Raw genomic sequence first — 23726 nt, 5'->3', positions numbered from 1 at the left:
GGTTCTCTCTACGAAACGAGCCCGATCGTCCCCGGATTTCCGACATCCGTTCCGGTGAGCGATGGCTCGACCATCTCCCCCCCCCGGAGAGCTCGAGAAGGATATGGCGACAACGGAACTCAGCGATGCGCGCACGCAGCGGCCGGACGGCGAACTGCTCCGCATCCTGCAGGCCGGTGTGCCCCGCGACGAGGTACGCACCGACCACCCGCCCCAGTTTCTCGCCGCAACGATCGGTGCGATGCACCTCTCGACCGTTCGACGCCGGAGATCCGACCCGAACGACGACGTGACCGAGATGTTCGTCCGCGCAGCGCGTTTCGCCACCGAGTCGATTGGCCCCGACCGTCATCCGGACGAGGGGTGCCGCTAACGGGACGATTCGAGTGTCGTCTTCGCCCAACGGTAGTCGGCCTTGCCGGCAGGAGAACGCACGATGTGATCCACGCCGACGACCACCCGCGGAACCTTGTAACGAGCGATGAGTCCGGCGACGTGCTCGGCCAGCTCGTCGAGCGACGGCACATCGTGCCCTTCGCGCGGCTGGATCACGGCCCCGACCCTCTGGCCGTAACGCTCGTCGTCGACACCGGCGACGAGCACATCCATGACGTCGGGATGACTCTTCACGGCCATCTCCACCTCTTCGGGGAACACCTTCTCCCCTCCCGTGTTGATACACATCGATCCGCGGCCCAGCAGGACGATCGTGCCGTCCTCCTCGACCCGGGCCATGTCACCGAGAACCGACATGCGCACGCCGTCGACGACCGGGAAAGTGGCTGCGGTCTTCGCGGGATCGCCCCAGTAGCCGAGCGGCACGTGCCCTGCGCGGGCGATGTAGCCGATCTCGCCGGAACCCGACTCGAGCGGGCGCATCCGTTCGTCGACGACACGCACGGTGGGTTTCGGGGCGATACGCATCGTCCCGTCGCCCCCGATGGCGAGTTCGCCGTCCGTACCGGACTCCGACGAACCGAAATTGTCGCGCACCATGACGTTCGGGAGCAACGAGGACAACTGTTCGCGAACGCTGCGAGAGAACAGCGCACCACCGGAGCCCACCACGAACAGCGAGGTGAGGTCGTACTCGGATCCGTGCTCGGAGATCGCGTCGGCGAGGGGGCGGGCCATGGCGTCGCCGACGATGGTCATCGTCATCACCCGCTCGCGTTGAATGAGACCGAGCACCTCCACGGGGTCGAAGCCCCGCATCAGCACCTGCGCCGTCCCGAGACAGAAGCCACTGAACATGCTGTACACGGCAGCACCGTGGATGAGGGGCGCGGTGAGCATCCAGGTCATCTCCGGCATCTGTGCGGCCGCGGCCGCCACTGCGGCGGCATCGGCGTGAGGCTCGCCGAACGGATTCCCGCCCGACAGCGCCGCGTGGAAGAAGTCCTCGTGCCGCCACATCACGCCCTTCGGCAGCCCCGTCGTTCCCCCGGTGTAGATGATGAACAGATCGTCGCCGCTACGCGCCGGGAAGTCGCGCTCGGCGGACTCTCCGGCCGTCGCCTTGCCGAAGTCGACGGCGGTGACCTCGCCCCATTCCACGTCGGCGACCGATCCGACGGTGACGACGTGCCGCACCGTGGGTGTTCGCGGCAGCACCGCGGTGGTGGTGCCGGCGAACTCGCCGTCGGCTATCACGGCGACGAGTTCCGCATTGTCGAACAGATAGGCCAGTTCCGCGTCGACGTACCGGAAGTTGATATTGATCGGGACCGCACGGATCTTCAGGCACGCGAGCAGCGACTCGACGAATTCCGTGCTGTTGCGCATGTACAGACCGACGTGGTCACCGGCGCCCACTCCCGCACCGGCCAGATGGTGGGCAAGGCGATTGGCGCCGGCATCGAGTTCGCCGTAGGTGAGTCGCTCGTCGCCGCAGACGATCGCCGTCCGTTCGGGCACGGCGTCGACGATCGCTTCGAACAGGTCCGCGAGGTTCAGCGACATCGAGAGTCCTTCCGACACAGGAGCATGAGATGCGGCCAAGGTGTCATCTCACACGCACAGTGACATTCACCACTCCCGGTGAGCGGGACTGGTGAAGGTCGCACTCGATGCCCCGCGACGGCGAGCGCCCCGGCACTGTCCGTGCCGGGGCGCTCGTGGAGAAGTCGGAGTTCTACGGATCAGGCGCTCTTGTCGCGGCGCTCCCGATCGGCCTTGCGGGGCACGATCGTCGGGAGAACGTTGTCGTTGACGGTCTCGGCCGTCACCACGACCTTGGCGACGTCGTCACGGCTGGGGATGTCGTACATCACGGGCAGCAGAACCTCCTCCATGATGGCACGGAGCCCACGAGCGCCGGTGCCACGGAGGATTGCCTGATCGGCAACCGCTTCGAGACCGTCCTGGGAGAACTCGAGTTCGACGCCGTCCATCTCGAACAAGCGCACGTACTGCTTGACCAGAGCGTTCTTGGGCTCCGACAGGATCTGGACGAGGGATTCCTTGTCGAGGTTCGTCACCGACGCGAGGATCGGCAGACGACCGATGAACTCGGGGATCAGGCCGAACTTGATGAGGTCCTCGGGCATGACGTCGGCGAAGTGATCGGTGGTGTCGATCTCCGCCTTGGACCGCACCTCGGCGCCGAATCCGATGCCTCGCTTGCCGACGCGGTCGGAGACGATCTTCTCGAGACCGGCGAACGCACCTGCCACGATGAACAGGACGTTGGTGGTGTCGATCTGGATGAATTCCTGGTGCGGATGCTTGCGGCCACCCTGCGGCGGGACGGAGGCCTGGGTGCCTTCGAGAATCTTCAGCAGCGCCTGCTGCACACCTTCGCCCGAGACATCGCGGGTGATCGACGGGTTCTCGCTCTTACGGGCGATCTTGTCGACCTCGTCGATGTAGATGATGCCGGTCTCGGCGCGCTTGACGTCGTAGTCGGCGGCCTGGATGAGCTTGAGGAGGATGTTCTCGACGTCCTCACCGACGTAACCGGCCTCGGTCAGTGCGGTGGCGTCGGCAATCGCGAAGGGCACGTTGAGCATCTTCGCGAGTGTCTGCGCAAGATAGGTCTTGCCGCAGCCCGTGGGGCCCAGGAGCAGGATGTTGGACTTCGCGAGTTCGACCGTCTCACCACGGGAGTCGCGAGCCTTGTCGCCGGCCTGGATGCGCTTGTAGTGGTTGTAGACCGCCACGGCCAGCGTGCGCTTGGCGGAGTCCTGGCCGATCACGTAGTTGTCGAGGAAATCGCGGATCTCGGCGGGCTTGGGCAGCTCGTCGAGCTTGACCTCGCTGGTCTCGGCGAGTTCCTCTTCGATGATCTCGTTGCAGAGATCGATGCACTCGTCGCAGATGTAGACACCGGGGCCCGCAATGAGCTTCTTGACCTGCTTCTGGCTCTTTCCGCAGAAGGAGCACTTGAGCAGATCTCCGCCGTCACCGATACGTGCCATCAGTCAGGTCCCTACTTCCTCGTGTGCGTGCAACCGGTCCCGCAACCACCACACGAGGCGGTCCCGGGGAGCGGGCCCTTTGATCGACCGTACCCGGATGTCGGCGCGCAGGTCGACCGGTTCTGCGCGTTTCCGGTGATATTTGTACAGCACCGCATGTGTCGGCGATCACAGTCCCGGCGGTGGCGGTTCCGGAAGGCGGTGGGCCTCCCGGAACCGCCTGCGTCGTTCTACTTCTGGGCCGAGAGCTTCCGGTACTCCAGGACCCGGTCGATCAGACCGTATTCGACGGCCTGCTCCGCGGTGAGGATCTTGTCGCGGTCGGTGTCCTTGCGGATCTGCTCGGGCTCCTTGCCCGTGTGCTTCGCGAGCGTGTTCTCCATGAGGGTGCGCATGCGCTCGATCTCGGCGGCCTGGATCTCGAGATCGGAGACCTGCCCCTGGATTCCACCCGTCGCCGGCTGGTGGATGAGCACACGGGCGTTGGGCAGGGCGAGGCGCTTACCGGGGGTACCGGCGGCGAGCAGGACCGCCGCGGCCGACGCCGCCTGGCCCAGGCACACCGTGGTGATGTCGGCGCGCACGTACTGCATGGTGTCGTAGATCGCCATGAGCGACGTGAACGAACCGCCGGGCGAGTTGATGTACATGGTGATGTCGCGGTCCGGGTCGAGCGACTCGAGCACCAGCAGCTGCGCCATCACGTCGTTGGCAGAGGCGTCGTCGACCTGGACGCCGAGGAAGATGATGCGTTCTTCGAACAGCTTGTTGTACGGGTTGGATTCCTTGACGCCGTAGCTCGAGTGCTCGATGAACGACGGAAGGATGTAGCGGCTCGCGGGCGAGGCAGGAGCGGCGCCGCCGAGCTGGCGCGGATCGAACATGTTGGTCATCGCTTCTCCAAGAATTCGGTGGGGTGAGGGCAGATCGGGCCGGGACCTAGTTGCCGGTGCCGCCGGCCTGCTGCGCCCGGGAGACGACGTGGTCGACGAAGCCGTATTCGAGCGCCTGCTGCGCCGTGAACCAGCGGTCGCGGTCGGAGTCCTTGGTGATCTGCTCCACCGTCTGGCCCGTGTGCTCGGCGATGAGCTCGGCCATCTCGCGCTTGGTGTGGGCGAACTGCTCCGCCATGATCGCGATATCGCTCGCCGTACCACCGATGCCCGCGGACGGCTGATGCATCATGATCCGGGCGTGCGGCAGGGCGTAGCGCTTGCCCTTGGTGCCGGCGGAGAGCAGGAACTGCCCCATCGAGGCCGCCAGGCCCATCGCGAAGGTCGCGACATCGCACTCGACGAACTTCATCGTGTCGTAGATCGCCATGCCCGCGGTGACCGATCCGCCCGGCGAGTTGATGTACAGGGAGATGTCGCGGGTGGGATCCTCGGCCGACAGCAGAAGGATCTGCGCGCACAGCTTGTTCGCGATGTCGTCGTCGACCTGGGTGCCCAGGAAGATGATGCGCTCGCGGAGCAGGCGTTCGTACACCGAGTCGCTGAGGTTCAGCCCAGCGGTGGCCGAGGTCATCGTGGGACCGATGGATGTCGCCGGATTCTGAGGAGTCACGGGTACCTGCCTTCTCGTCGATCGTGGATTGCTGACACTGACACTAACGAAACGGGGCGGCACCGGATGCCCGGTGCCGCCCCTCTTCGCTCAAAGCGGAAATTCGTGTCCGTCGGATCTCGAATCTCCGCGGCTCGTCCGACTACTCGGAGGCCGAGTCCTCGGTGGTCTCCGCCTCGGCGTTCTCGTCCGCGGCGTCGTCGTTCTTCGTGCCGAACAGCTCACCGGTGTCGACGGTCGCACCCGTGGTGTCGGTCACGGTGGCGCGATCGACGACGGTACCGAGCGCCTTGCCGCGGCGGACGTCCGCGAAGACGGCACCGAGCTGGTTGGCCTGGCTGATCTGCTGGATGAACTGCTCCGGCGGGATGCCGTAGCGCTGCGCCTGGAAGAAGATGCGCTCGGTGAGCTCCTGCTGCTCGACCGTGGTGTTCTCCGCCTCGGCGATCGCGTCGAGGAGCAGCTGGGTCTTCACCGAACGCTCGGCGGACTCGCGTGCCTCCTTGTCGAACTCCTCACGGCTCGACCCCTGGCCCTCGAGCAGCTCGTTCAGCTTGGTCTCGTCGTGACCGAGCTCGTGGATCGCGTCGTGCAGCGCACTGTCGACCTCGGCCTGGACGGCGGCCTCGGGGACCGGGATCTCGACGGTCTCGAGGAGGGCCTCGAGGACCTTGTCGCGGATCTGTCCGGCCTGCTCGACCTGCTTGACGCGCTCGACGCGCTCGCGGAGGTCGGCCTCGAGTTCGCCGATGGTGTCGAACTCGCTCGCGAGCTGCGCGAACTCGTCGTCGGCCTCGGGCAGCTCGCGCTGCTTGACGGTGTTGACCTTGACGGTGACGACGGCTTCCTTACCGGCGTACTCGCCGGCGACCAGCGTGGAGGTGAACTCCTTCGACTCGCCTGCCGACAGGCCGATGATCGCCTCGTCGAGGCCGTCGATGAGCTGGCCGGAGCCGACCTCGTGCGACAGGCCCTCGGTGGCGGCCTCGGGAACCTCGTTGCCGTCGACCGTCGCGGACAGGTCGATGGAGACGAAGTCGCCGTCCTGCACCGGACGCTCCACACCCGTCAGGGTGCCGAAACGCTGACGCAGCGACAGCAGCTGCTCGGCGATGTCCTCGTCGGTGATCTCGACGGGATCGACGGTGACGGCGATCTCGGAGAAGTCGGGGAGGGTGATCTCGGGTCGGACGTCGACCTCGGCGGTGAACGCCAGCTCGACGTTGTCCTCGAGCTTGGTGACGTCGATCTCGGGCTGGCTGATGACCTTGACGTCGTTCGCGGTCACGGCCTCGCTGTAACGGCTCTGGATGGCCTCGTTGATGACCTGGTCCAGGACGGCGCCGCGGCCGACGCGGGCCTCGAGGATCTTGCGGGGAGCCTTACCGGGACGGAAACCCGGGATGCGAACCTGGCCTGCGAGGGCCTTGAAAGCGCGGTCGAAATCAGGCTGGAGCTCCTCGAAGGGCACCTCAACATTGATACGGACTCGCGTCGGGCTCAGCTGCTCGACGGTGCTCTTCACGGACATGCTCCTTCTGTCGTGCTCTCTTGTCGGTCGTTCGTTCACTACTGAGCGCGCTGACGCTGTTCGATCTGGTCGGGATGACAGGATTCGAACCTGCGACCCTCCGCTCCCAAAGCGGATGCGCTACCAAGCTGCGCCACATCCCGGTCGTGAAGGCACCCGCAATCGACCCGCGGGACCCATCGCAGAATCCTACGGCCCCCCGATTATGAAATCCAAAGCGAGGTCCGGTACAGTCTCATCTCGCAAGCCGCAGCACCGGTCGACCACCGGCGCCGCAGCCCTACGGGGATGTAGCTCAATGGTAGAGCCCCAGTCTTCCAAACTGGCTACGCGGGTTCGATTCCCGTCATCCCCTCCATGAGGGTCGTGGATCCTGTCCGGGACCACGACACCACGAACTCCCGCCGATTGCGCACCGCATCGGCGGGAGTTCGTCGTTTCCGGAGGTTCGGCCGATCGGCGGCCTCCGCACGTATCCCGTCGTTCCTGGACACAGTGCCGGATGAGTGTCATCATGCGGTCGAGGTTGAGAAGCAGCCCACCACGAGTCGTTCGAATGCGATCTCGGCTGCAGTCCGCTTCCGCTTCGACCCACGGCACCGTTGCCGCACCGACACCGTGCGAGTCGCCCCCTCGTGCACCCGCATTCCGACGACCTCGTGGGGCCACCGCGCCGCGATCCTGCGTCACCTCCACGAACGGACGTGACCACGAACGGGCGGGACGTCGTCGGGTGACACCGCAGGGGGGTGTCGACAGCCCGGCACCGTCCCGTCTCCGGCCGGCCGGAGTCGGGATCGGCTCCGGTCGGTCCCGACTCCGGAGGTTTCCACCGCGAACGTCCGGCATTTCGGTGATCGCGAAGGGGGAACACCGTTTCCGTGCAACCATGGTGCGAGATCCAGCAATTTCTCGTCTCACCCGTAGGCCGTGGTCGGTCGAGAAGGCGCCGGCGTCACCCCACGGCGCCCGCCCGCATCGAGGGCGCCTCGCGAAGTAAGGGAGGCGGCGATGACTCGGCGCCCGGCATCGACATCCTTCGACCTCGCGGCCGTCGCGAGCCCCGGGGCCGCGAGGACCGGGGCAACGGATCCCGGTCCGACCGTCGGGGTCGAGGAGGAGTTCTTCCTCGTCGACACGACCTCGGAGTGTCTCACCGAGAGCAACGAGGCTGTCGTGGCCGCCGGCCGGAGGCTCGGCGCCCGGATGGACTACGAACTCAAGCGGATCCAGATCGAGGTGAACACGCCGGTCTGCCGCAGCTCGACCGAGTTGCGGGCCCGCGTCCTCGAGGCCAGGGCCACGGCCGCCGCTGCGGCCGTGCAGTGCGGTGTGGGTCTGCTGGCGGCGGGGGCATCGCCGACGGTTCAGCCGCTCGCACCTGTGACGGACGTGCCCAGGTACCGGACGATGGCGGAGCGCTACGGACGGCTGGTCGAGGAGCAGGAGGTCTGCGGTTGCCACGTCCATGTCGGCGTGGCAGACCGGGAGATCGCGGTCCATGTGTGCAATCACGTCCGGTTGTGGTTGCCCGCCCTGCTGGCCTCGACGGCCAACTCACCGTTGTACCGGGGCCGGGACACCGGATACGCGAGCTGGCGCGCGATCGTCGCCGGCCGATGGCCGTGCTCGGGTCCCCCACCTCGTTTCACGTCGGTGGAACACTTCGATTCCGTCGTGGACATCATGATCGAGAGCGGCAACATCCTCGATCCGGGCATGGTCTATTGGGACGTGCGTCCGTCCGCGCATCTTCCCACCGTCGAGGTGCGGGTGAGCGATGTCCCGGCGACTGTCGACGAAACAGTGCTCATGGCGACCGTCGTGCGTGCGCTCGTCGCCACGGCCGAACGGGACGTACGGGCGGGCGTGGCCGCTCCCCCGGTCCCCGACGAAGTCCTCCGCGCCGCATATCTGTGCGCTGCGCGCGAGGGACCGGGAGGGCGCGCGATCGACGTGTCGACGGGACGGACGACGACCTCACGACAGTCGTTCGCCACTCTCCTCCGGCACATCCGGCCCCAACTGGAGGAGACGGGGGACTATCGCCGCACGGTGAAGATGTCGGAGAAGATCTTCTCGCGCGGCACCGGCGCGATGCTGCAGCGCCGCGCATTCGGACGCCGCCACGACCCCGCCGATGTCGTCGACGCCCTGACACGGCAGTTCGTGGCCGAACCGTGGGCGCACACCGTGTCCGGGGGCGCCCACCCGGCACCCGACGTGCCGGCGATGTGAGTCGCCCGGTCGCGGGCTGCCCGGCGCACACCGTCGTTTGACAGCTCCCGTGTCGGGTATCCGCGTCGACACGAACGACGACGAGGGAGCACAAGTGCGCGCGATGGTCTATCGCGGCCCGTACCGGGTTCGCGTCGAAGAGAAGGACATCCCCCGGATCGAACATCCGAACGACGCGATCGTCCGCGTCGAACTGGCGGCGATCTGCGGCTCCGACCTGCATCTCTATCACGGCATGATGCCCGATACCCGGGTCGGTACGACGTTCGGCCACGAGTTCGTCGGCGTCGTCCACGAGGTGGGCCCGTCGGTGCGGAATCTGAAACCCGGGGATCGGGTCATGGTCCCGTTCAACGTCTTCTGCGGGTCGTGCTTCTTCTGCGTGCGCGGGTTGTACTCGAACTGTCACAACGTCAACCCCAACGCGACCGCGGTCGGAGGCATCTACGGCTACTCGCACACCTGCGGGGGTTACGACGGCGGCCAGGCGGAGTTCGTGCGGGTGCCGTTCGCCGACGTCGGCCCCACCCTCGTCCCCGACTGGATGGACCGCGAGGACGCCCTGATGCTCACCGATGCTCTCGCGACCGGCTACTTCGGTGCCCAGCTCGGCGACATCGCCGAGGGCGACACGGTTGTGGTCTTCGGCGCCGGGCCGGTGGGCCTCTACGCCGCGAAGTCCGCCTGGTTCATGGGTGCCGGCCGGGTCATCGTGATCGACCACCTCGAATACCGGCTGGAGAAGGCCCGGACCTTCGCACACGCGGAGACCTACAACTTCGCGGAGTACGACGACATCGTCGTCCATCTGAAGAAGATCACCGGTCATCTCGGGGCGGACGTCGCCATCGACGCGGTCGGCGCGGAGGCCGACGGGAACTTCCTGCAGCACGTCACCGCTGCGAAGCTGAAGATGCAGGGCGGATCGCCGGTGGCGCTGAACTGGGCGATCGACGGTGTCCGCAAGGGCGGCACCGTCTCGGTGATGGGCGCCTACGGTCCGATCTTCAGTGCCGTGAAGTTCGGGGACGCGCTGAACAAGGGACTGACGCTGCGAATGAACCAGTGCCCCGTCAAACGTCAGTGGCCCCGCCTGTTCGAACACGTCCGCAACGGCTATCTGAAACCGAACGACATCGTCACGCACCGCGTTCCGCTCGAACACATCGCGGAGGCATATCACATGTTCTCGTCGAAACTCGACGGGTGTATCAAGCCGATCATCGTCACCGACGGGAGCTGAGGAGGATCCGCCATGGCCTACACCGCAGACAAGCCCGAACCCCCCGAGAGTCCCGATCGGTTGCGCGCTCGCATTCCCGGATGGGGAGTCGACCTGGATCCGCGCGACCGCCCGTCCGTCCCGAAGGAACGGTTCGCTCCCGAAGCCACCGGCGCGCACTGGGATTTCCCCGAACGCCAACCGGGCTACGAGAACCGCGAGCGCTCCATCGAGCACGCCTTCGTCACGCCGGTGTTCGGCACCACGGCACCGCTGAAAGGACTGTCCGGTGCCGTTCGCAGGCACGCCTACCGCCGGTACAGCGAAGGCCGGGCCGCGCACTGGCTGCTCCTGATCGGCGCCGACCGCATCGACGTCGCCGAGAGCCGCGTCCGCGCCCTGATGCAGGGCCGGCCCGACAATCCGGTGACCGAAAGCGGACTCCGGGCGGAGATCACCGCGCACGGCGGGGCGTCGAGGCGCCGCGGTTCGCGTGCCGACGTCAACCATCAGTGGCTCGACCCGCTCGTCTCGGGGGCACCGTGGATCGCCGCAGCCGGACTGGGGGCGGTGGCCGTGGGCCGGTGGAGAGGTCGTGCGCGGACGTGACGGCCTGCATGTGGGACGACTCCGAAGCCGGCAACGACGTGTCACCTTTTCGACTCGATAGTGCAAAGCGAGAGCAAAGCGCAGGTGTCCGACGATCACGATGTGAGACGGTCCCTCATGTGAAGGACACCCCCGACGACCGCGCGCGGGCCCACTCCCCGGGTTCCTCCGTCGTCGCCGCGGTCCTTCTCGATGCCACCCCCGACTGGGATCGGGTCGCCGCGGTGCTCGCGCCCGGCAATCACGAGTCGCCCGGCTTCCGGCACCGGGTGGTGGAACTTCCGTTCGGCCTCGACCCGCCGCGTCGCGCCGGACATCCCGACTCGGATCCGCCGTGGCATCTCGACCGGGTCGCGCTGTCCGCCCCGGCGAGTTTCGAGGAAGTGCTCGCCTACGCCCGCTCGGCGCCCGACCCTTCCGGTCTCCGGCACCCCCGCTGGGAACTGACCCTGCTCGACGGCCTGGACGGCGGCCAATCGGCACTCGTGATCCGCCTCCGGCACCTCGGCTCCACGCCGGCGTCCGGGCAGGCCGACTCGATGTTGTCATGGGCGAGGTCGGTCTCCGAGCAGGGTGCCGAATCGTTCCGCACCGCGGCGCACGTGTTCACCTCGCTGAGCACCGGATTGATCAACGCCCTGCTCGGACGTACCGGTGACCGCGCCGAGGAGCCCGCGCCCCGCCCTCCGCGGTTGCACGTACTCGACGCGGATCTCGCCGCATTGCGACGCGCCTGCGAACGTGCGGGCTGTCGTGTCCCGAGCGGTTTCACCGCGGCGATGCTCCTCGCATACAGCGAATACCGACGGCGGCACGGACGCACGATGGACGGCCTGCGCGTCGTCGTCCCGGGACCGGAGGGTGGAGCGATCTCCATGACCCCCGAGGACGCGGCAGACCTCCACGCACTGGATACGGTCGACCTCATGCGACGGATCGACGTCTCGTTCCCGCCCTCCGCCGGGAGTCCGGCGGCGTCCTCCGCCGGGGCCTCGACGGAATCCGGCATCGCCGTCGGCCCCGGGGACGTAGTGGTGTCCACCCTTCCCGGCTCCCACGCACCGCTCTACGTGGGTGGTGCGAAGATCGAACGGTACTACGGCTTCGGCGCGGCCGACGGCGCGATGCTCACCGTGTCGGCGATGTCCTATCGCGACACCTGCTGCATGGGCCTGGCCGTGGATCCCATCGCCGTCCCCGATCGTGATTCGTTCGACTCGTGCCTGCAGGACGGATTGCGCGCGGTCCTCGGGGAGTGAGTCTTCCCGTCGGTACGCTGGAGGACAGGACCATCCCCCGACCGGAAGGATCGGCCGTGGAACTTCTGCTCATCGTCGCCGCCGTCGGCGCCGTGGTCTACTTCGTCTCCCGCGCCCAGAAGGGCACCACTCGTCACCGGACCGACACCCTCGACGACGCCAGAGCCGACGCGCGGCAGGCCATCGAGCGCCTCGGCGGCCAGATCTACAATCTGACCGGCACCGACGACGCCTCGCGTCAGGCACTTGCGGACGCCTCCGAACGGTTCACCGCCGCCGGCTCCCAGATCGAGCAGGCGAACACACCGATGCAGGCACGCCTCGCGAAGCAGACCGCCCTCGAGGGTCTGTACTACATCCGGGCGGCACGCCTGGCGATGGGCATGGATCCGGGCCCGGAGATCCCGACGCTCGACGGTCAGAAATCCGCGGGTGAGGTCACCGAGAAGCGCACCGTCGACTTCGAGGGCCGCACGATCGCCGCATCGCCGTCGCCGTCCTCGGCGACGCCGAACTACTATCCGGGCGGTCGCGTCGCGGGGCGGCCCGTTCCCGCGGGCTGGTATTCGGAACCGTGGTGGAAGCCGGCCCTCGTCGCGGGTGCGTGGGGCGTCGGCTCCATGCTGCTCTTCTCCTCGATGTTCGCCGGGATGGCCGGTGTCCCCTACGACGCGCAGGCGTTCGAATCCGGTGCGGGCGACCCGTCGGCGGACACCGATTACAGCGGTGGTGACGAGTACGGAGGAGGCGACGACGTCGGCGGCGGTGAGGATCTCGGCGGGGGCGAGTTCGGCGGTGGAGACGGCGGCGGATTCGATTTCGGCGGGTTCGACTTCTGAGTGAGCCGGGCCCTGCCCGGCCACGAATCCCGATCCTGATTCAGCGCGGCTGACAGACCGGGCACCAGAACAGGTTCCGCGCCTGCATCACCGAATGCAGCACGGGCGTCCCGCAGATACGGCAGGGTTCACCGGCGCGCCGATAGACGTACGTCCGGGGCCTGTTCCTGGCGTAGGCCGGTGCCCCGTGGTCGTGTTCGGGTCGAACGACGTGCATGCGCCCGTGCTTCACGCCGACGTTCATCAACTCGACGAGATCCTCCCAGATCGCATCGAACTCGGTGCGGGACAACTCGTCTCCCGGACGTTCGGGATGAATGCCGTGGCGGAACAGCACTTCGGCCCGGTACACGTTGCCCACCCCGGCGATCACCGCCTGGTTCATGAGCAACGCCCCGATCGCGGTGCGCGACCTACCGATCCGGCGCCACGCCCGTTCGGGATCGGCGTCGGAACGCAGCGGGTCGGGGCCGAGTCTCGCCTCGATCGCCTCGGCCTCGCCCGGGGTGAGTATCTCGCACGCCGCCGGACCGCGCAGGTCGCTGCCGTGGCGTGCGCCGATCATCCGCATCCGCACCTGTCCGACCGGTTCGCCGAGCGGCAACTCCCGGTCGGTGAACTCCCCGTAGATGCCGAGATGCACGTGGACGGCGAGACCGCCCTCGTAGTGGTGGAAGAGATGCTTCCCCCACGCGTCCGCGTGGGTCAGCACGCGCCCGTCCACCGCTGCGGCGCCGTCGGCGAACCGCCCCTGTGGACTGGACACCCGCACCGGCGCACCCGAGTACCACTCGTGGTGCAGCCGGGCGAGCCGGTGCAGGATGTGTCCCTCGGGCACGGATCAGGCAGGCGCGCCGGGCACTGCCGGTGCTCGGCCGGTCTTCTCGTACTCGGCGAGGATGTCGATGCGGCGCTGGTGACGCTCCTCGTCCGACCACTCGGCCGACAGGAATGCGTCGACGATCGCGAGGGTCTCCTCGAGGGTGTGCATGCGGCCGCCGATGCCGATGAGCTGCGCGTTGTTGTGCTCGCGCGCGAGCTTGGCGGTGTCGACGCTCCAGGCCAGGGCGCAACGGGCGCCCGGCACCTTGTTGGCGGCGATCTGCTCACCGTTACCGCTGCCGCCGAGCACGATGCCGAGGCTTCCTTCGTCGGCGACGGTGCGCCGTGCGGCCTCGATGCAGAAGGCCGGGTAGTCGTCGAGAGCGTCGTACTCGAACGCACCGCAGTCGATCGGCTCGTGGCCGTTCTTCTTCAGGTGCTCGACGATCTCATTCTTCCGTTCGAAGCCCGCATGGTCGGCTCCCAGGTAAACGCGCATGGCCAGAAGTCTAACGAGAGCCCGACACATCCCTGCACACCCACTGCCGTCGCACCGGGTGTCACGCCGGTGGGCGCCACGGAGGCCGAAGCTCGTCGACTCGTGCTGGAACTCGGCGCCGTAACCGGCCTCGTACCGCACCCGACTCGGCGCGTACTCCAACCCGTTGTTCTCGGCGGGGCGTAGCGTCCCCCGCCCCCGGGTCAGCGGCGCATCGCCCAGACCCTCGGGCCGTCGTCCGGCAGCTCGACGACACCGGTGACGACGAAGCCGAGACGTTCGTAGAGGGCGACGTTCGCTTCCGACGAGGTCTCCAGGCAGGCCGCGGCCCCGTGTTCCTCGGCCGCGCGGAGTCCGGGTTCGAGGACGGCCCGTCCCAGGCCGCGTCCCTGCGAGGCGGGATCGACGCCTACCGTGGCCAGGAACCACACGGGTTCGCTCGGCTGCAGTCCTGCGGTGGCCTGCTCGGCGAGTTCGGCGGCGCGGGCACGATCGCCGCGCAGTTCGGTCACCCGATCGGCGACGGAGGCGAACGCCTCCTCGAGCCCGGTGGAACGGGGCGTCGTCCACACGGCCACCGCGTCGACGTCGTCGGAGACCCACACCCTGCCGCACCGCATGCCGATCTCGGTGAGGTAGAGCCCCTGCAGGTCGCGGACGCGGGCCTCGTGGTCGCGTCCGTCGACGGTGTAGCGGGTGAACGGATAGTCGCGGAACGCTCGTCCGAGCGTTGCCGTCGCCTGTTCGATATCGCGCACCGTCGCCGGCCGGACCACATGTTCGTTCGACACGCCGTGGCACTCTACCGAGCGCCACGGCCACACCCGGTCAGGAGAAGTCGGGCTCCTCGTCGCGGCTGCGCTTGAGTTCGAAGAAGTGCGGGTAGGACGCGAGGGCGACCACGCCGTCCCACACCTTCCCGGCCTCTTCGCCGCGCGGGATCTTCGACAGGACGGGACCGAAGAAGGCGATGCCGTTGACGTGGATCGTGGGGGTACCGACGTCCTGGCCCACCTTGTCCATGCCGGCGTGGTGGCTCGTGCGCAGGGCCTCGTCGTAGGCGTCACTGTCGGCGGCCTCGGCCAGCGAGGCATCGAGGTCGAGTTCGGCGAGCGACGCGGCGATCACGTCCGCGAAGTCCTTGTTGCCCTCGTTGTGGATGCGGGTGCCCATCGCGGTGTACAGCGGGGAGAGGATGTCGTCGCCGTACTTCTGCGCTGCGGCGATCGCCACGCGCACCGGGCCCCACGCCTTCGTCATCAACTCGGCGTAGTCGTCGGGCAGGTCGCGACCCTCGTTGAGCACGGCCAGGCTCATCACGTGGAAACGCGCCTCGATATCGCGCACCTTCGTGACCTCGAGGATCCAGCGCGAGGTGATCCAGCACCACGGGCACAGCGGATCGAACCAGAAGTCGGCGGTGTCCTTGCCGGTCGCGGACGCGACAGTCGGATCGCTCAAGAGATCTCCTCACAAGAGTTCGGTACGGAGCCGGGCAACTACCGAAGGTGTACAACACGGCTCCGTCGCCGATTCTTCCCGAACCGGGCCGGAAGGTGTGCCGTACCCGTAACGTCGGACCCGGGAAGCAGGTCCGGCACGCATCTCAGTGGAGGCACCACGATGTCGGGTGAGGAAACGTTTCTGATCGTCGGCGCGGGTCTGGCCGGCGCCAGGCTGGCGGAGGAACTGCGCGCCCGCGACTGTCCCGGGCGCATCCTGCTCATCGGCGCGGAGGAGCATCTGCCCTACGAGCGACCACCCTTGTCGAAGGACTACTTCGCCGGACGCAAGCAGCTTGCCGACTTCACGGTGCACGACGGCGACTGGTACCGCGATCACCGTGTCGAACTGTTGCTCGGCACGAAGGTCACCGCGATCGATCCGGCAGCCCACACCGTGACGCTGCCCGACGGGTCGACGCTGCGCTACGACAAGCTCGCTCTCGCAACGGGCTCGACGCCCCGCACGGTCCCGATTCCCGGCGCCGACGCCGAGCGCGTGTACGTCATGCGCACCGTCGAGGATTCCGATGCGTTGCTCGCCGCGATCCACGGTGAGACCGACCACGCGGGATGGCTGGCCGTCATCGGGGCCGGATGGATCGGCATGGAGATCGCCGCGAACGCCCGCGGCCGTGGTGCGGGCGTGGTGGTCGCGGAGTCCGCGAAGCAGCCGCTGCTCGGGGCACTCGGTGAGGAGATGGGAGCGGTCTTCGCCGACCTGCACCGCGCACACGGCGTCGATCTGCGCACGAGCACCTCGGTGCGCGAGATCGTCGCGTACGACGGGCGCGCGAGCGGAATCCGGTTCGGCGACGGCAGTGTGGTGCCCGCCGACGCCGTGCTCGTCGCCGTCGGGGCGCAACCGAACATCGACCTCGCCCGCGACGCCGGGCTCGCGGTCGACGACGGTGTGCTCGTCGACGCGTCGCTGCGCACGAGCGATCCGGACATCGTGGCGGTCGGCGACATCGCGTCGGTGGACCATCCGCTCCTTCGCAGCCGGGTGCGGGTCGAACACTGGGCGAACGCCCTGAACCAGCCGGCTGTCGCGGCCGCGACGATGCTCGGACGCGAGGCAGCCTACGACCGGCTCCCTTACTTCTTCACCGACCAGTACGACCTCGGCATGGAATATGTCGGGCTCGCTCCGCCCGATGCGCGAGTGGTCACCCGCGGCGACGTCACCGGTCTGCAATTCCTCGCGTTCTGGCTCGACGACGAGCATCGGGTGCGGGCGGGGATGAACGTGAACATCTGGGATGCCGGCGACGACATCCGCGCTCTCATCACCTCCGGCCGACCCGTCGACGCCGACCGTCTGGCGGATACCACGGTGCCGTTGTCCGACGTCGCTCCGTGAGGGTCCGCCGATCATGATGGGATGGACGCCGACCGACATTCCGTCGTGAGAAGGAGTTCTCCCGTGGCACCACCGAATCTGACCCGCGAGCAGGCCGCCGAACGGGCCGCGATCCTGTCCGTCGACAACTACAGCATCGAACTGGATCTCACCGACGGTGCCGGCGGGCCGGGCACCACGACGTTCCGGTCGGTGACCACCGTCCGCTTCGACGCCACCGAGGGTGCCTCGACGTTCATCGACCTCATCGCGAAGACGGTGCACTCGGCGACGCTCAACGGCGAACCCGTGGACGTGTCCGGATACTCCGAGGAGAGCGGCATCGCCCTCACCGGGCTCGCCGCCCACAACGAACTCGTCGTCGACGCCGACTGCCTGTACACGAACACCGGCGAAGGCCTGCACCGGTTCGTCGACCCCACCGACGACGCGGTGTACCTGTACTCGCAGTTCGAAACGGCCGACGCCAAGCGGATGTTCGCGTGCTTCGATCAGCCCGACCTCAAGGCCACCTTCGATCTGAGGGTCACCGCGGCGCAGGACTGGGCCGTGATCTCCAATGCCGACACCGTGCAGACGGCGGCCGCGCAGCCGGGTCTCCACATCTTCCGCACCACCCCGCGCATGAGCACCTACCTCGTCGCGTTGATCGCCGGTCCGTACGCGGTGTGGTCCGACGAGTACACCGACGAGCACGGCACCATCCCGCTGCGCATCTTCTGCCGCGCGTCGCTCGCGGAGCACATGGACGCCGACCGGTTGTTCACCGAGACCAAGCAGGGATTCGGCTTCTACCACGCCAACTTCGGGATCCCTTACGCCTTCGGCAAGTACGACCAGTTGTTCGTGCCCGAGTTCAACGCCGGAGCGATGGAGAACGCCGGTGCGGTGACCTTCCTGGAGGACTACGTCTTCCGGTCCAAGGTCACCCGCTACTCCTACGAGCGGCGCGCCGAGACCGTCCTGCACGAGATGGCACACATGTGGTTCGGCGACCTCGTCACCATGCGCTGGTGGGACGACCTGTGGCTCAACGAGTCGTTCGCGACGTTCGCGTCGGTGCTGTGCCAGGCCTCGGCCACCGAGTACACCAACGCGTGGACGACCTTCGCGAACGTGGAGAAATCGTGGGCGTACCGGCAGGACCAGCTGCCGTCCACCCACCCGATCGCCGCCGACATCCCCGACCTCGCCGCGGTGGAGGTCAATTTCGACGGCATCACCTACGCCAAGGGCGCGTCGGTGCTCAAGCAGCTCGTCGCCTATGTCGGGCAGGAGCCCTTCCTCGCGGGTCTGCGCGAGTACTTCCGCGATCACGCCTACGGCAACGCCACCTTCGACGACCTGCTCGCCGCGCTCGAGAAGTCCTCCGGCCGCGACCTGTCGGACTGGGGCGCCCAGTGGCTCAAGACCACCGGCCTGAACATCCTGCGACCGGACTTCGAGGTCGACGACCAGGGACGCTTCACGCGTTTCGCGGTGGTGCAGGAAGGTGCCCAGCCCGGCGCCGGTGAGTTCCGTGTGCACCGCCTCGCGATCGGTGTGTACGACGACGACGGCTCCGGCACGCTCGTCCGCACGCACCGCGTGGAGATCGACGTCGACGCCGCCGAGCGCACCGAGGTCCCCGATCTGGTGGGCGTGCCGCGCGGCGCGTTCGTCCTCGTCAACGACGACGACCTGACGTACTGCTCGGTGCGGCTCGACGAGGAGTCGCTCGCGACCGTCATCGACCGGGTCGGCGACATCGCCGAGTCGCTGCCGCGCACCCTGGTGTGGTCGGCGGCGTGGGAGATGACCCGTCAGGCCGAGATGAAGGCGCGCGATTTCGTCGCCCTCGTGCAGCGCGGTATCGCCGCCGAGACCGAGGTCGGTGTCGTCCAGCGTCTGCTCATGCAGGCGCACACCGCGCTGGAGAGCTACGCCGATCCGTCCTGGGCCGCGGAGCAGGGCCGGGCGGACTTCGCCAACCGTCTGCTCGAGCTGGCCCGCGAGTCCGACGCCGGCTCCGACCATCAGCTCGCGTTCGTCAACGCGCTGACCACCGCGTACCTGTCACCCTGGCACACCGAGGTGCTCGAGGAGCTGCTGGGCGCCGATCCGGCGACGGTCGGTCTGCCGGGGCTGACGGTCGACACCGATCTGCGCTGGCGGATCGTCCAGGCGCTCGCCGCGGCGGGTGAGGTGGACGCCGAGGGCGTCGAGTCGCCGTTCATCGACGCGGAGGCCGAACGCGACCCGACGGCCGCGGGTGCCCGTCAGGCGGCGGCTGCCCGCGCGGCACGTCCGCAGGAGGCGGTCAAGGAACAGGTGTGGCAGACGGTCGTGCACGACGACAGCGTCCCGAACATCACGGCACGCGCCGTGATCGGCGGTTTCGCTCCGGCCGGTCAAGGAGAACTCCTCGAGCCGTATGTAGCACGGTACTTCGCGGAGGTGCCGGGGGTGTGGGAGCGCCGCTCGAGCGAGGTTGCGCAGACCGTCGTGATCGGTCTCTACCCGTCGTGGTCGATCGGTGAGCAATCGGTGGCGGCGGCAGACGAGTTCCTCGCCGGCGACCATCCGCCGGCCCTGCGCCGGCTCGTCGTCGAGGGTCGTGCCGGGGTCGTGCGCTCGTTGAAGGCGCGCGCGTTCGACGCGTCCTGACGCACCGACCTCACCGAACGACTGTGGCCCGCTGCCTCTCCGTCACGGAGCGGCAGCGGGCCACAGATGGTCGTGGGCTCCGGATCAGGGAGCGACCATGGCGTTCGCGATGACGCGGACGGCGCTGGTGATGCCGTCGAGCAGATTCCCCTGACCGAAGGACGACACGGCCGCGGTGATGCCGAGCTGCAGCACACGATCGGTGGCGCGGTCGGCGGCGGTGCGGCCCGAGCGGACCTCGATGCTCCGCTGGTTCGGGAAGACGGCGATGAGCACCGAGTTGTCGGCATCCGGCGTCGTCGGCAGCAGGGCGTCGGTCGCCGCGGCCGGATTCACGTCGTCGCCGATGTACACGGTGAAGCGCACATGGGTGATCCGCACGGCGTGCGTGAGCGTGTCGTCGAGGATGATGAGGTCGCGGTCCTTGAACGGCGCACCCGTGAAGGCCTGCCCGAGACCGCGCACCGCGGAGATGCGTCCGCTCGCGGTGAGTGCCGCACCGTGCGGCAGGTTCTCCGGCGCGACGGCCGGACGCCGGATCACGTCACCACTTGCCACTTGCGGTACCTCCGATCAGCTCCGCCGAGGTCAGAGCGGCATGACCGTGACCATGATGCGGGTATTTCCAGGGATGGGTCGATTCGTCGGTCGCGGTCCACAGGAACGGCTCGTGCTCCCATTTCCGGTCGAGCGTGTACGGGTCGTCCGACGGCGTGGAGCCCGGGTACTTGCTCATGACGAAGGACAGCCCACCGAAGACCAAGACGATCAGCAGCGGGATGCCGACGAAGATCAGGGTTGTCTCGAGAATGCTCACAGCCAAACGTTAGCCCAGCCGAGCCCGAAAGGCCTCATACGCCCCGGAGAACGACCCCGATCAGGCCGCACCCTCCCCCAGATAGGGCAGCCAGGTGGGGTGCAACTCGGGCAGGGTGGCGAGCAGGCGCCAGTGCCGGCCCTTCGGCGGGTTCGGCACCACCCGCAGGTCCCATCCGAGTTCGGTGAGCAGCTTGTCGGCCTTGCGGTGGTTGCACGGCGCGCAGCATGCGACGCAGTTCTCCCAGGTGTGCTCGCCGCCGCGGCTGCGCGGCACGACGTGATCGATCGTCTCGGCCTTGCCCCCGCAGTAGGCACACCGGTTCCGGTCGCGGTGCATGAGCGCGGCCCGGGTGAGCGGCACCCGCGCGTGATACGGAACGCGCACGTAGCTGCGCAGACGGATCACGGACGGCAGTTGCACGGACCATTCGGCCGACCGCACGAGCGGGGCGAGCGGATCGTCGTGCACGGTATCGGCCTTGCCCCCGGCCATCAGGACCACGGCTCTGCGAGCGGGCAGGGCGGTGAGCGGCTCGTAGGTGGCGTTGAGCAGCAACACTCGACGTTTCAACCAGTCGGGTACCGTCGCGGTGCTGTCGTGCACCACGCGCAGTGTGGTGGCCCCCGGCACCCCTGCAGGGGCGTCCGCGGGCGGGAGTTGTCGATGCGAGCTGCTGCTGTGCTTCATACGACCTCCGAAAAGACTGGGAACAGTGGACCACGGATGCTCCCGAATCGCACCCGGAATCAGTGGACCGGTCCAGGTCGGGTCGGTGAACATCCGGTGTCGCTCCCGGCGGGCCCGGCTCGTCGGACGGGGTGGTGTCGGGAGCGGGCACAATGGACGGTCGAGAGGGACGGTGAACGAATACAGATGAGTGACGAGCAGACCTTCTACGACGCGGTCGGTGGCGCCGAGACGTTCCGTCGGATCACGGCGCGGTTCTACGAAGAGGTGGCACGGGACGAGATCGTCCGGCCCCTGTACCCCGAGGAGGATCTCGGTCCGGCCGAGCGGCGCATGCGGATGTTCCTGGAGCAGTACTGGGGCGGCCCGCGCACCTACTCCGAGGAACGAGGGCACCCGCGACTGCGCATGCGCCACCACCCGTTCCGGATCGGCCCGCTCGAGCGCGACGCCTGGTTGCGATGCATGCACACCGCGATCGCGTCGATAGAGGAGACGACACTCGACGACGAACATCGTCGACAGCTCGTCGACTACATGAACATGGCCGCCGACTCGATGATGAACTCACCTGTCTAGAGATCAGCGGCCCAGCATCCGGCGCAGGCGGTCCTCCACCTTCTGGGTGAACCGCGCCACGGGCGACAGGTGGCGACGCAGGACGGCGTGCTTGCGCACGTACTCGGGGACCTCCCACAGCGCGGTGGTCCCCGCACGGAAGAGCGCGGCGTCCCCGGCCCGCAGCGTGCGGGGTTCGGAGTCGGCGGACGAGACGATCACCGAGCCCTCCACGATGTGGACGATCTCGTCGACGCCGAAATGCCAGTCGAAGCGACCGGCCGTGCAGTCCCACACGTGTGTGGTGGTGGTGCGGTCGGCGCTGGTCGCCCACTGACCGCTGCGTGCCATGGGGGCGCCCTCGTGGATCCACGCAGGGTTGATCGGGTCGTCGCGCAACTCCACGTCGTCCAGCCGGACCGCGACGATCGATGTCGTATTCATGCCGTTCGTCCTATCATGCGGCCCGGTCCCGGCGGAACGGCCGCGGGCACTGTTCGCCCTGCCTTTCGCCCTGTCGTCTGACACGATGAGTCCCGTGGCCCACCCCGCAGCACCGACCTCCGGACGAGGCGACCCGACGGCGCCGTGGTGGCGTAACGCGGTCTTCTACCAGGTCTATCCCCGCTCGTTCGTCGATGCGAACGGTGACGGCATCGGCGATCTCGCGGGTGTACGCAGCCGCCTGGGTTATCTCGAACTCCTCGGAATCGACGCGATCTGGCTCAACCCCGTGATGCGTTCGCCGATGGCCGACCACGGCTACGACGTGTCCGACCCCCGCGACATCGACCCGCTGTTCGGGGATCTCGCCGATCTCGAGGCACTGGTCGCCGACGCCCATGCACGCGGGATCCGGGTGGTGATGGACCTCGTACCGAACCATGTCAGCGTCGAACATCGGTGGTTCCGGGCAGCACTCGAGGCAGGGCCGGGCAGCCGCGAACGACGACGGTTCCATTTCCGGGACGGCCGGGGTCCGGACGGCAACACACCACCGAACAACTGGCCGAGCGTCTTCGGTGGCCCTGCCTGGACCCGCATCACCGAACCCGACGGCACGCCGGGTCAGTGGTATCTGCACGTGTTCGCACCCGGGCAGCCCGATCTCGACTGGGACGACGAAGAGGTCGTCGAGGATCTCGGCACGACCCTGCGATTCTGGCTGGACCGGGGCGTGGACGGTTTCCGGATCGACGTCGCCCACGGCATGGCGAAGCCGGCAGATCTGCCCGATCACGACGGGTGGGAGACCAACGAACTGCTCGGGCACTCCCCCGCCGACCCGCGGTTCAACAATCCCGAGGTCCACGACATCCACCGCCGGCTCCGGCGGGTCTTCGACGAGTACCCGGGCGCGGTGGCGATCGGTGAGATCTGGGTCGACGACCACGAACGGTTCGCCGAGTACCTGCGACCGGACGAACTCCACCTCGCCTTCGACTTCCACCTGACGTTGTCGGACTGGGACGCCGACGCCATCCGCGGTGCCGTCGAGAAGGGCCTGGCCGCAGTGACGTCGGTGCAGGCCTCACCGACGTGGACCCTGTCGAACCACGACGTGGACCGTGAGGTCACCCGCTACGGAGACGGTGAGCTCGGGACGGCACGAGCACGCGCGATGATCCTCGTCGCCCTCGCTCTTCCTGGGGCGGTGTTCGTCTACAACGGCGCCGAACTGGGGCTGCCCAACGTCGACCTGCCCGACGAGGTGCTGCAGGATCCGGTGTGGGAACGATCCGGGCACACCGAACGCGGACGCGACGGGTGCCGCGTGCCGCTGCCGTGGGAGGGTGGGACGCCGCCGTTCGGATTCACCTCCGCGCAGTCCGCGTGGCTCCCGCAACCTCCGGAATGGTCGGCGCTGACCGTGGAGACGCAACTCGAGGACGTGGACTCGACGCTCTCGCTGTACCGCAGGGCGATCGAGATCCGCAAGGAGCGAACGGAATTCGACGGCAACGAGGTCGCCTGGTACGGAAGCCCGGCGGGGTGCCTGGCGTTCCGTCGCCCCGGCGGCCTGACGTGCGTACTCAACGCCGGCGACGTCGCGGTCGAACTGCCACCCGGAGAGGTGCTGCTCGCGAGCCGGACGCTCACCGGACGCGAACTGCCACCGGATACCGCCGTCTGGCTGGTGTGACGA

Annotated in this window: 23 protein-coding genes and 2 tRNA genes; 11 read left to right on the top strand and 14 right to left on the bottom strand. The window is 67.9% G+C overall.

Going from position 1 to position 23726, the window contains the following annotated elements; translation table 11 throughout:
• Positions 1–103: 103 nt before the first annotated feature.
• Positions 104–373, top strand: coding sequence for a hypothetical protein (locus A8G18_RS07190; RefSeq protein WP_064063323.1), 270 nt, complete (start codon positions 104–106; stop codon positions 371–373).
• On the opposite strand, the gene A8G18_RS07185 is transcribed toward A8G18_RS07190, so the two are convergent.
• The 6 genes from A8G18_RS07185 to A8G18_RS07160 form a co-directional block, all read right to left on the bottom strand.
• Positions 370–1962 (bottom strand): acyl-CoA synthetase, encoded by a 1593-nt coding sequence (locus A8G18_RS07185; RefSeq protein WP_064063402.1) that lies wholly within the window; start codon positions 1960–1962, stop codon positions 370–372. The genes A8G18_RS07190 and A8G18_RS07185 overlap by 4 nt on opposite strands.
• A gap of 179 nt (positions 1963–2141) precedes the next feature.
• Entirely contained in the window at positions 2142–3419 is a 1278-nt protein-coding gene (clpX, locus tag A8G18_RS07180) for an ATP-dependent Clp protease ATP-binding subunit ClpX (protein WP_016933877.1), read from the bottom strand.
• A 230-nt stretch (positions 3420–3649) separates the two neighbouring features.
• On the bottom strand, positions 3650–4312 hold the full coding sequence (locus tag A8G18_RS07175) for an ATP-dependent Clp protease proteolytic subunit (protein ID WP_064063322.1): 663 nt from the start codon (positions 4310–4312) through the stop codon (positions 3650–3652).
• A gap of 46 nt (positions 4313–4358) precedes the next feature.
• Positions 4359–4985, bottom strand: a complete 627-nt coding sequence (locus A8G18_RS07170; RefSeq protein ID WP_016933881.1) for an ATP-dependent Clp protease proteolytic subunit — start codon at positions 4983–4985, stop codon at positions 4359–4361.
• A gap of 142 nt (positions 4986–5127) precedes the next feature.
• Positions 5128–6510: a trigger factor gene (gene tig / locus A8G18_RS07165; RefSeq protein ID WP_347400867.1), complete on the bottom strand. Its 1383-nt coding sequence runs from the start codon at positions 6508–6510 to the stop codon at positions 5128–5130.
• A 72-nt stretch (positions 6511–6582) separates the two neighbouring features.
• A tRNA-Pro gene (locus tag A8G18_RS07160) sits at positions 6583–6659 on the bottom strand.
• A 141-nt stretch (positions 6660–6800) separates the two neighbouring features.
• On the opposite strand from A8G18_RS07160, the gene A8G18_RS07155 reads away from it, so the two are divergent.
• The 6 genes from A8G18_RS07155 (at position 6801) to A8G18_RS07125 (ending at position 12683) form a co-directional block, all read left to right on the top strand.
• Positions 6801–6874: transfer RNA gene (locus tag A8G18_RS07155), tRNA-Gly, on the top strand.
• 653 nt (positions 6875–7527) lie between these two features.
• Entirely contained in the window at positions 7528–8754 is a 1227-nt protein-coding gene (locus tag A8G18_RS07145; RefSeq protein WP_084421569.1) for a carboxylate-amine ligase, read from the top strand.
• Positions 8755–8848: 94 nt separating this feature from the next.
• Positions 8849–9997: a zinc-dependent alcohol dehydrogenase gene (locus A8G18_RS07140; RefSeq protein WP_026003493.1), complete on the top strand. Its 1149-nt coding sequence runs from the start codon at positions 8849–8851 to the stop codon at positions 9995–9997.
• Between the two features lie 12 nt (positions 9998–10009).
• Complete coding sequence (locus A8G18_RS07135; RefSeq protein ID WP_016935058.1) at positions 10010–10585, top strand: hypothetical protein; 576 nt, start codon at positions 10010–10012, stop codon at positions 10583–10585.
• Positions 10586–10704: 119 nt separating this feature from the next.
• Entirely contained in the window at positions 10705–11844 is a 1140-nt protein-coding gene (locus A8G18_RS07130; RefSeq protein ID WP_064063319.1) for a wax ester/triacylglycerol synthase domain-containing protein, read from the top strand.
• 56 nt (positions 11845–11900) lie between these two features.
• Complete coding sequence (locus tag A8G18_RS07125) at positions 11901–12683, top strand: hypothetical protein (RefSeq protein ID WP_064063318.1); 783 nt, start codon at positions 11901–11903, stop codon at positions 12681–12683.
• Between the two features lie 40 nt (positions 12684–12723).
• Here A8G18_RS07125 and A8G18_RS07120 read toward each other — a convergent pair whose 3' ends face one another.
• The 4 genes from A8G18_RS07120 to A8G18_RS07105 form a co-directional block, all read right to left on the bottom strand.
• On the bottom strand, positions 12724–13521 hold the full coding sequence (locus A8G18_RS07120) for an Fpg/Nei family DNA glycosylase (RefSeq protein ID WP_064063317.1): 798 nt from the start codon (positions 13519–13521) through the stop codon (positions 12724–12726).
• A 3-nt stretch (positions 13522–13524) separates the two neighbouring features.
• A complete protein-coding gene (locus A8G18_RS07115; protein WP_064063316.1) occupies positions 13525–14004 on the bottom strand; it encodes a ribose-5-phosphate isomerase in 480 nt (159 codons plus the stop codon).
• A gap of 203 nt (positions 14005–14207) precedes the next feature.
• Positions 14208–14795, bottom strand: a complete 588-nt coding sequence (locus A8G18_RS07110; RefSeq protein ID WP_064063315.1) for a GNAT family N-acetyltransferase — start codon at positions 14793–14795, stop codon at positions 14208–14210.
• Between the two features lie 37 nt (positions 14796–14832).
• On the bottom strand, positions 14833–15465 hold the full coding sequence (locus A8G18_RS07105; protein ID WP_016933429.1) for a mycothiol-dependent nitroreductase Rv2466c family protein: 633 nt from the start codon (positions 15463–15465) through the stop codon (positions 14833–14835).
• A 162-nt stretch (positions 15466–15627) separates the two neighbouring features.
• Between A8G18_RS07105 and A8G18_RS07100 the strand changes: the two genes are divergently transcribed.
• Both A8G18_RS07100 and pepN read left to right on the top strand, forming a co-directional pair.
• Complete coding sequence (locus A8G18_RS07100) at positions 15628–16869, top strand: NAD(P)/FAD-dependent oxidoreductase (protein ID WP_064063314.1); 1242 nt, start codon at positions 15628–15630, stop codon at positions 16867–16869.
• Positions 16870–16932: 63 nt separating this feature from the next.
• Positions 16933–19515, top strand: coding sequence for an aminopeptidase N (gene pepN, locus A8G18_RS07095; protein WP_064063313.1), 2583 nt, complete (start codon positions 16933–16935; stop codon positions 19513–19515).
• 84 nt (positions 19516–19599) lie between these two features.
• On the opposite strand, the gene A8G18_RS07090 is transcribed toward pepN, so the two are convergent.
• The 3 genes from A8G18_RS07090 to A8G18_RS07080 are packed head-to-tail and all read right to left on the bottom strand — an operon-like array spanning position 19600 to position 21022.
• Complete coding sequence (locus A8G18_RS07090; RefSeq protein ID WP_064063312.1) at positions 19600–20073, bottom strand: DUF5130 domain-containing protein; 474 nt, start codon at positions 20071–20073, stop codon at positions 19600–19602.
• Positions 20060–20332 carry an aa3-type cytochrome oxidase subunit CtaJ gene (gene ctaJ / locus A8G18_RS07085; RefSeq protein WP_064063311.1) on the bottom strand — a complete coding sequence of 91 codons (273 nt, stop codon included), beginning with the start codon at positions 20330–20332 and terminating at the stop codon, positions 20060–20062. Before ctaJ ends, A8G18_RS07090 begins: the two co-directional genes overlap by 14 nt.
• 60 nt (positions 20333–20392) lie before the next feature.
• Positions 20393–21022, bottom strand: a complete 630-nt coding sequence (locus A8G18_RS07080; RefSeq protein ID WP_084421582.1) for an HNH endonuclease — start codon at positions 21020–21022, stop codon at positions 20393–20395.
• Between the two features lie 186 nt (positions 21023–21208).
• On the opposite strand from A8G18_RS07080, the gene A8G18_RS07075 reads away from it, so the two are divergent.
• Positions 21209–21601: a globin gene (locus tag A8G18_RS07075; RefSeq protein ID WP_064063309.1), complete on the top strand. Its 393-nt coding sequence runs from the start codon at positions 21209–21211 to the stop codon at positions 21599–21601.
• Positions 21602–21604: 3 nt separating this feature from the next.
• Here the strand turns inward: A8G18_RS07075 and A8G18_RS07070 are convergent, their stop codons facing one another.
• Positions 21605–22024: a cupin domain-containing protein gene (locus tag A8G18_RS07070; RefSeq protein ID WP_064063308.1), complete on the bottom strand. Its 420-nt coding sequence runs from the start codon at positions 22022–22024 to the stop codon at positions 21605–21607.
• 85 nt (positions 22025–22109) lie between these two features.
• Here A8G18_RS07070 and A8G18_RS07065 point away from each other — a divergent pair, with 85 nt between their 5' ends.
• The gene (locus A8G18_RS07065; protein ID WP_064063401.1) at positions 22110–23723 is read left to right on the top strand and encodes a glycoside hydrolase family 13 protein; all 1614 of its coding nucleotides are present in this window, start codon (positions 22110–22112) and stop codon (positions 23721–23723) included.
• Positions 23724–23726: the final 3 nt, after the last annotated feature.

Origin of the sequence: Rhodococcus gordoniae (assembly GCF_001646655.1) — a bacterium.
Classification (GTDB): domain Bacteria; phylum Actinomycetota; class Actinomycetes; order Mycobacteriales; family Mycobacteriaceae; genus Rhodococcus; species Rhodococcus gordoniae.
This window is presented reverse-complemented; position numbering and strand designations above follow the sequence as displayed.

What these genes read in the sequence shown, in the direction of transcription:
- A8G18_RS07115 (WP_064063316.1), bottom strand. Translation starts at nt 14,004, where the DNA reads ATGCGCGTTTACCTGGGAGCCGACCATGCGGGCTTCGAACGGAAGAAT.
- A8G18_RS07190 (WP_064063323.1), top strand. Translation starts at nt 104, where the DNA reads ATGGCGACAACGGAACTCAGCGATGCGCGCACGCAGCGGCCGGACGGC.
- A8G18_RS07135 (WP_016935058.1), top strand. Translation starts at nt 10,010, where the DNA reads ATGGCCTACACCGCAGACAAGCCCGAACCCCCCGAGAGTCCCGATCGG.
- A8G18_RS07080 (WP_084421582.1), bottom strand. Translation starts at nt 21,022, where the DNA reads ATGAAGCACAGCAGCAGCTCGCATCGACAACTCCCGCCCGCGGACGCC.
- A8G18_RS07075 (WP_064063309.1), top strand. Translation starts at nt 21,209, where the DNA reads ATGAGTGACGAGCAGACCTTCTACGACGCGGTCGGTGGCGCCGAGACG.
- A8G18_RS07185 (WP_064063402.1), bottom strand. Translation starts at nt 1,962, where the DNA reads ATGTCGCTGAACCTCGCGGACCTGTTCGAAGCGATCGTCGACGCCGTG.
- A8G18_RS07145 (WP_084421569.1), top strand. Translation starts at nt 7,528, where the DNA reads ATGACTCGGCGCCCGGCATCGACATCCTTCGACCTCGCGGCCGTCGCG.
- A8G18_RS07175 (WP_064063322.1), bottom strand. Translation starts at nt 4,312, where the DNA reads ATGACCAACATGTTCGATCCGCGCCAGCTCGGCGGCGCCGCTCCTGCC.
- A8G18_RS07100 (WP_064063314.1), top strand. Translation starts at nt 15,628, where the DNA reads ATGTCGGGTGAGGAAACGTTTCTGATCGTCGGCGCGGGTCTGGCCGGC.
- A8G18_RS07070 (WP_064063308.1), bottom strand. Translation starts at nt 22,024, where the DNA reads ATGAATACGACATCGATCGTCGCGGTCCGGCTGGACGACGTGGAGTTG.
- A8G18_RS07065 (WP_064063401.1), top strand. Translation starts at nt 22,110, where the DNA reads ATGAGTCCCGTGGCCCACCCCGCAGCACCGACCTCCGGACGAGGCGAC.
- clpX (WP_016933877.1), bottom strand. Translation starts at nt 3,419, where the DNA reads ATGGCACGTATCGGTGACGGCGGAGATCTGCTCAAGTGCTCCTTCTGC.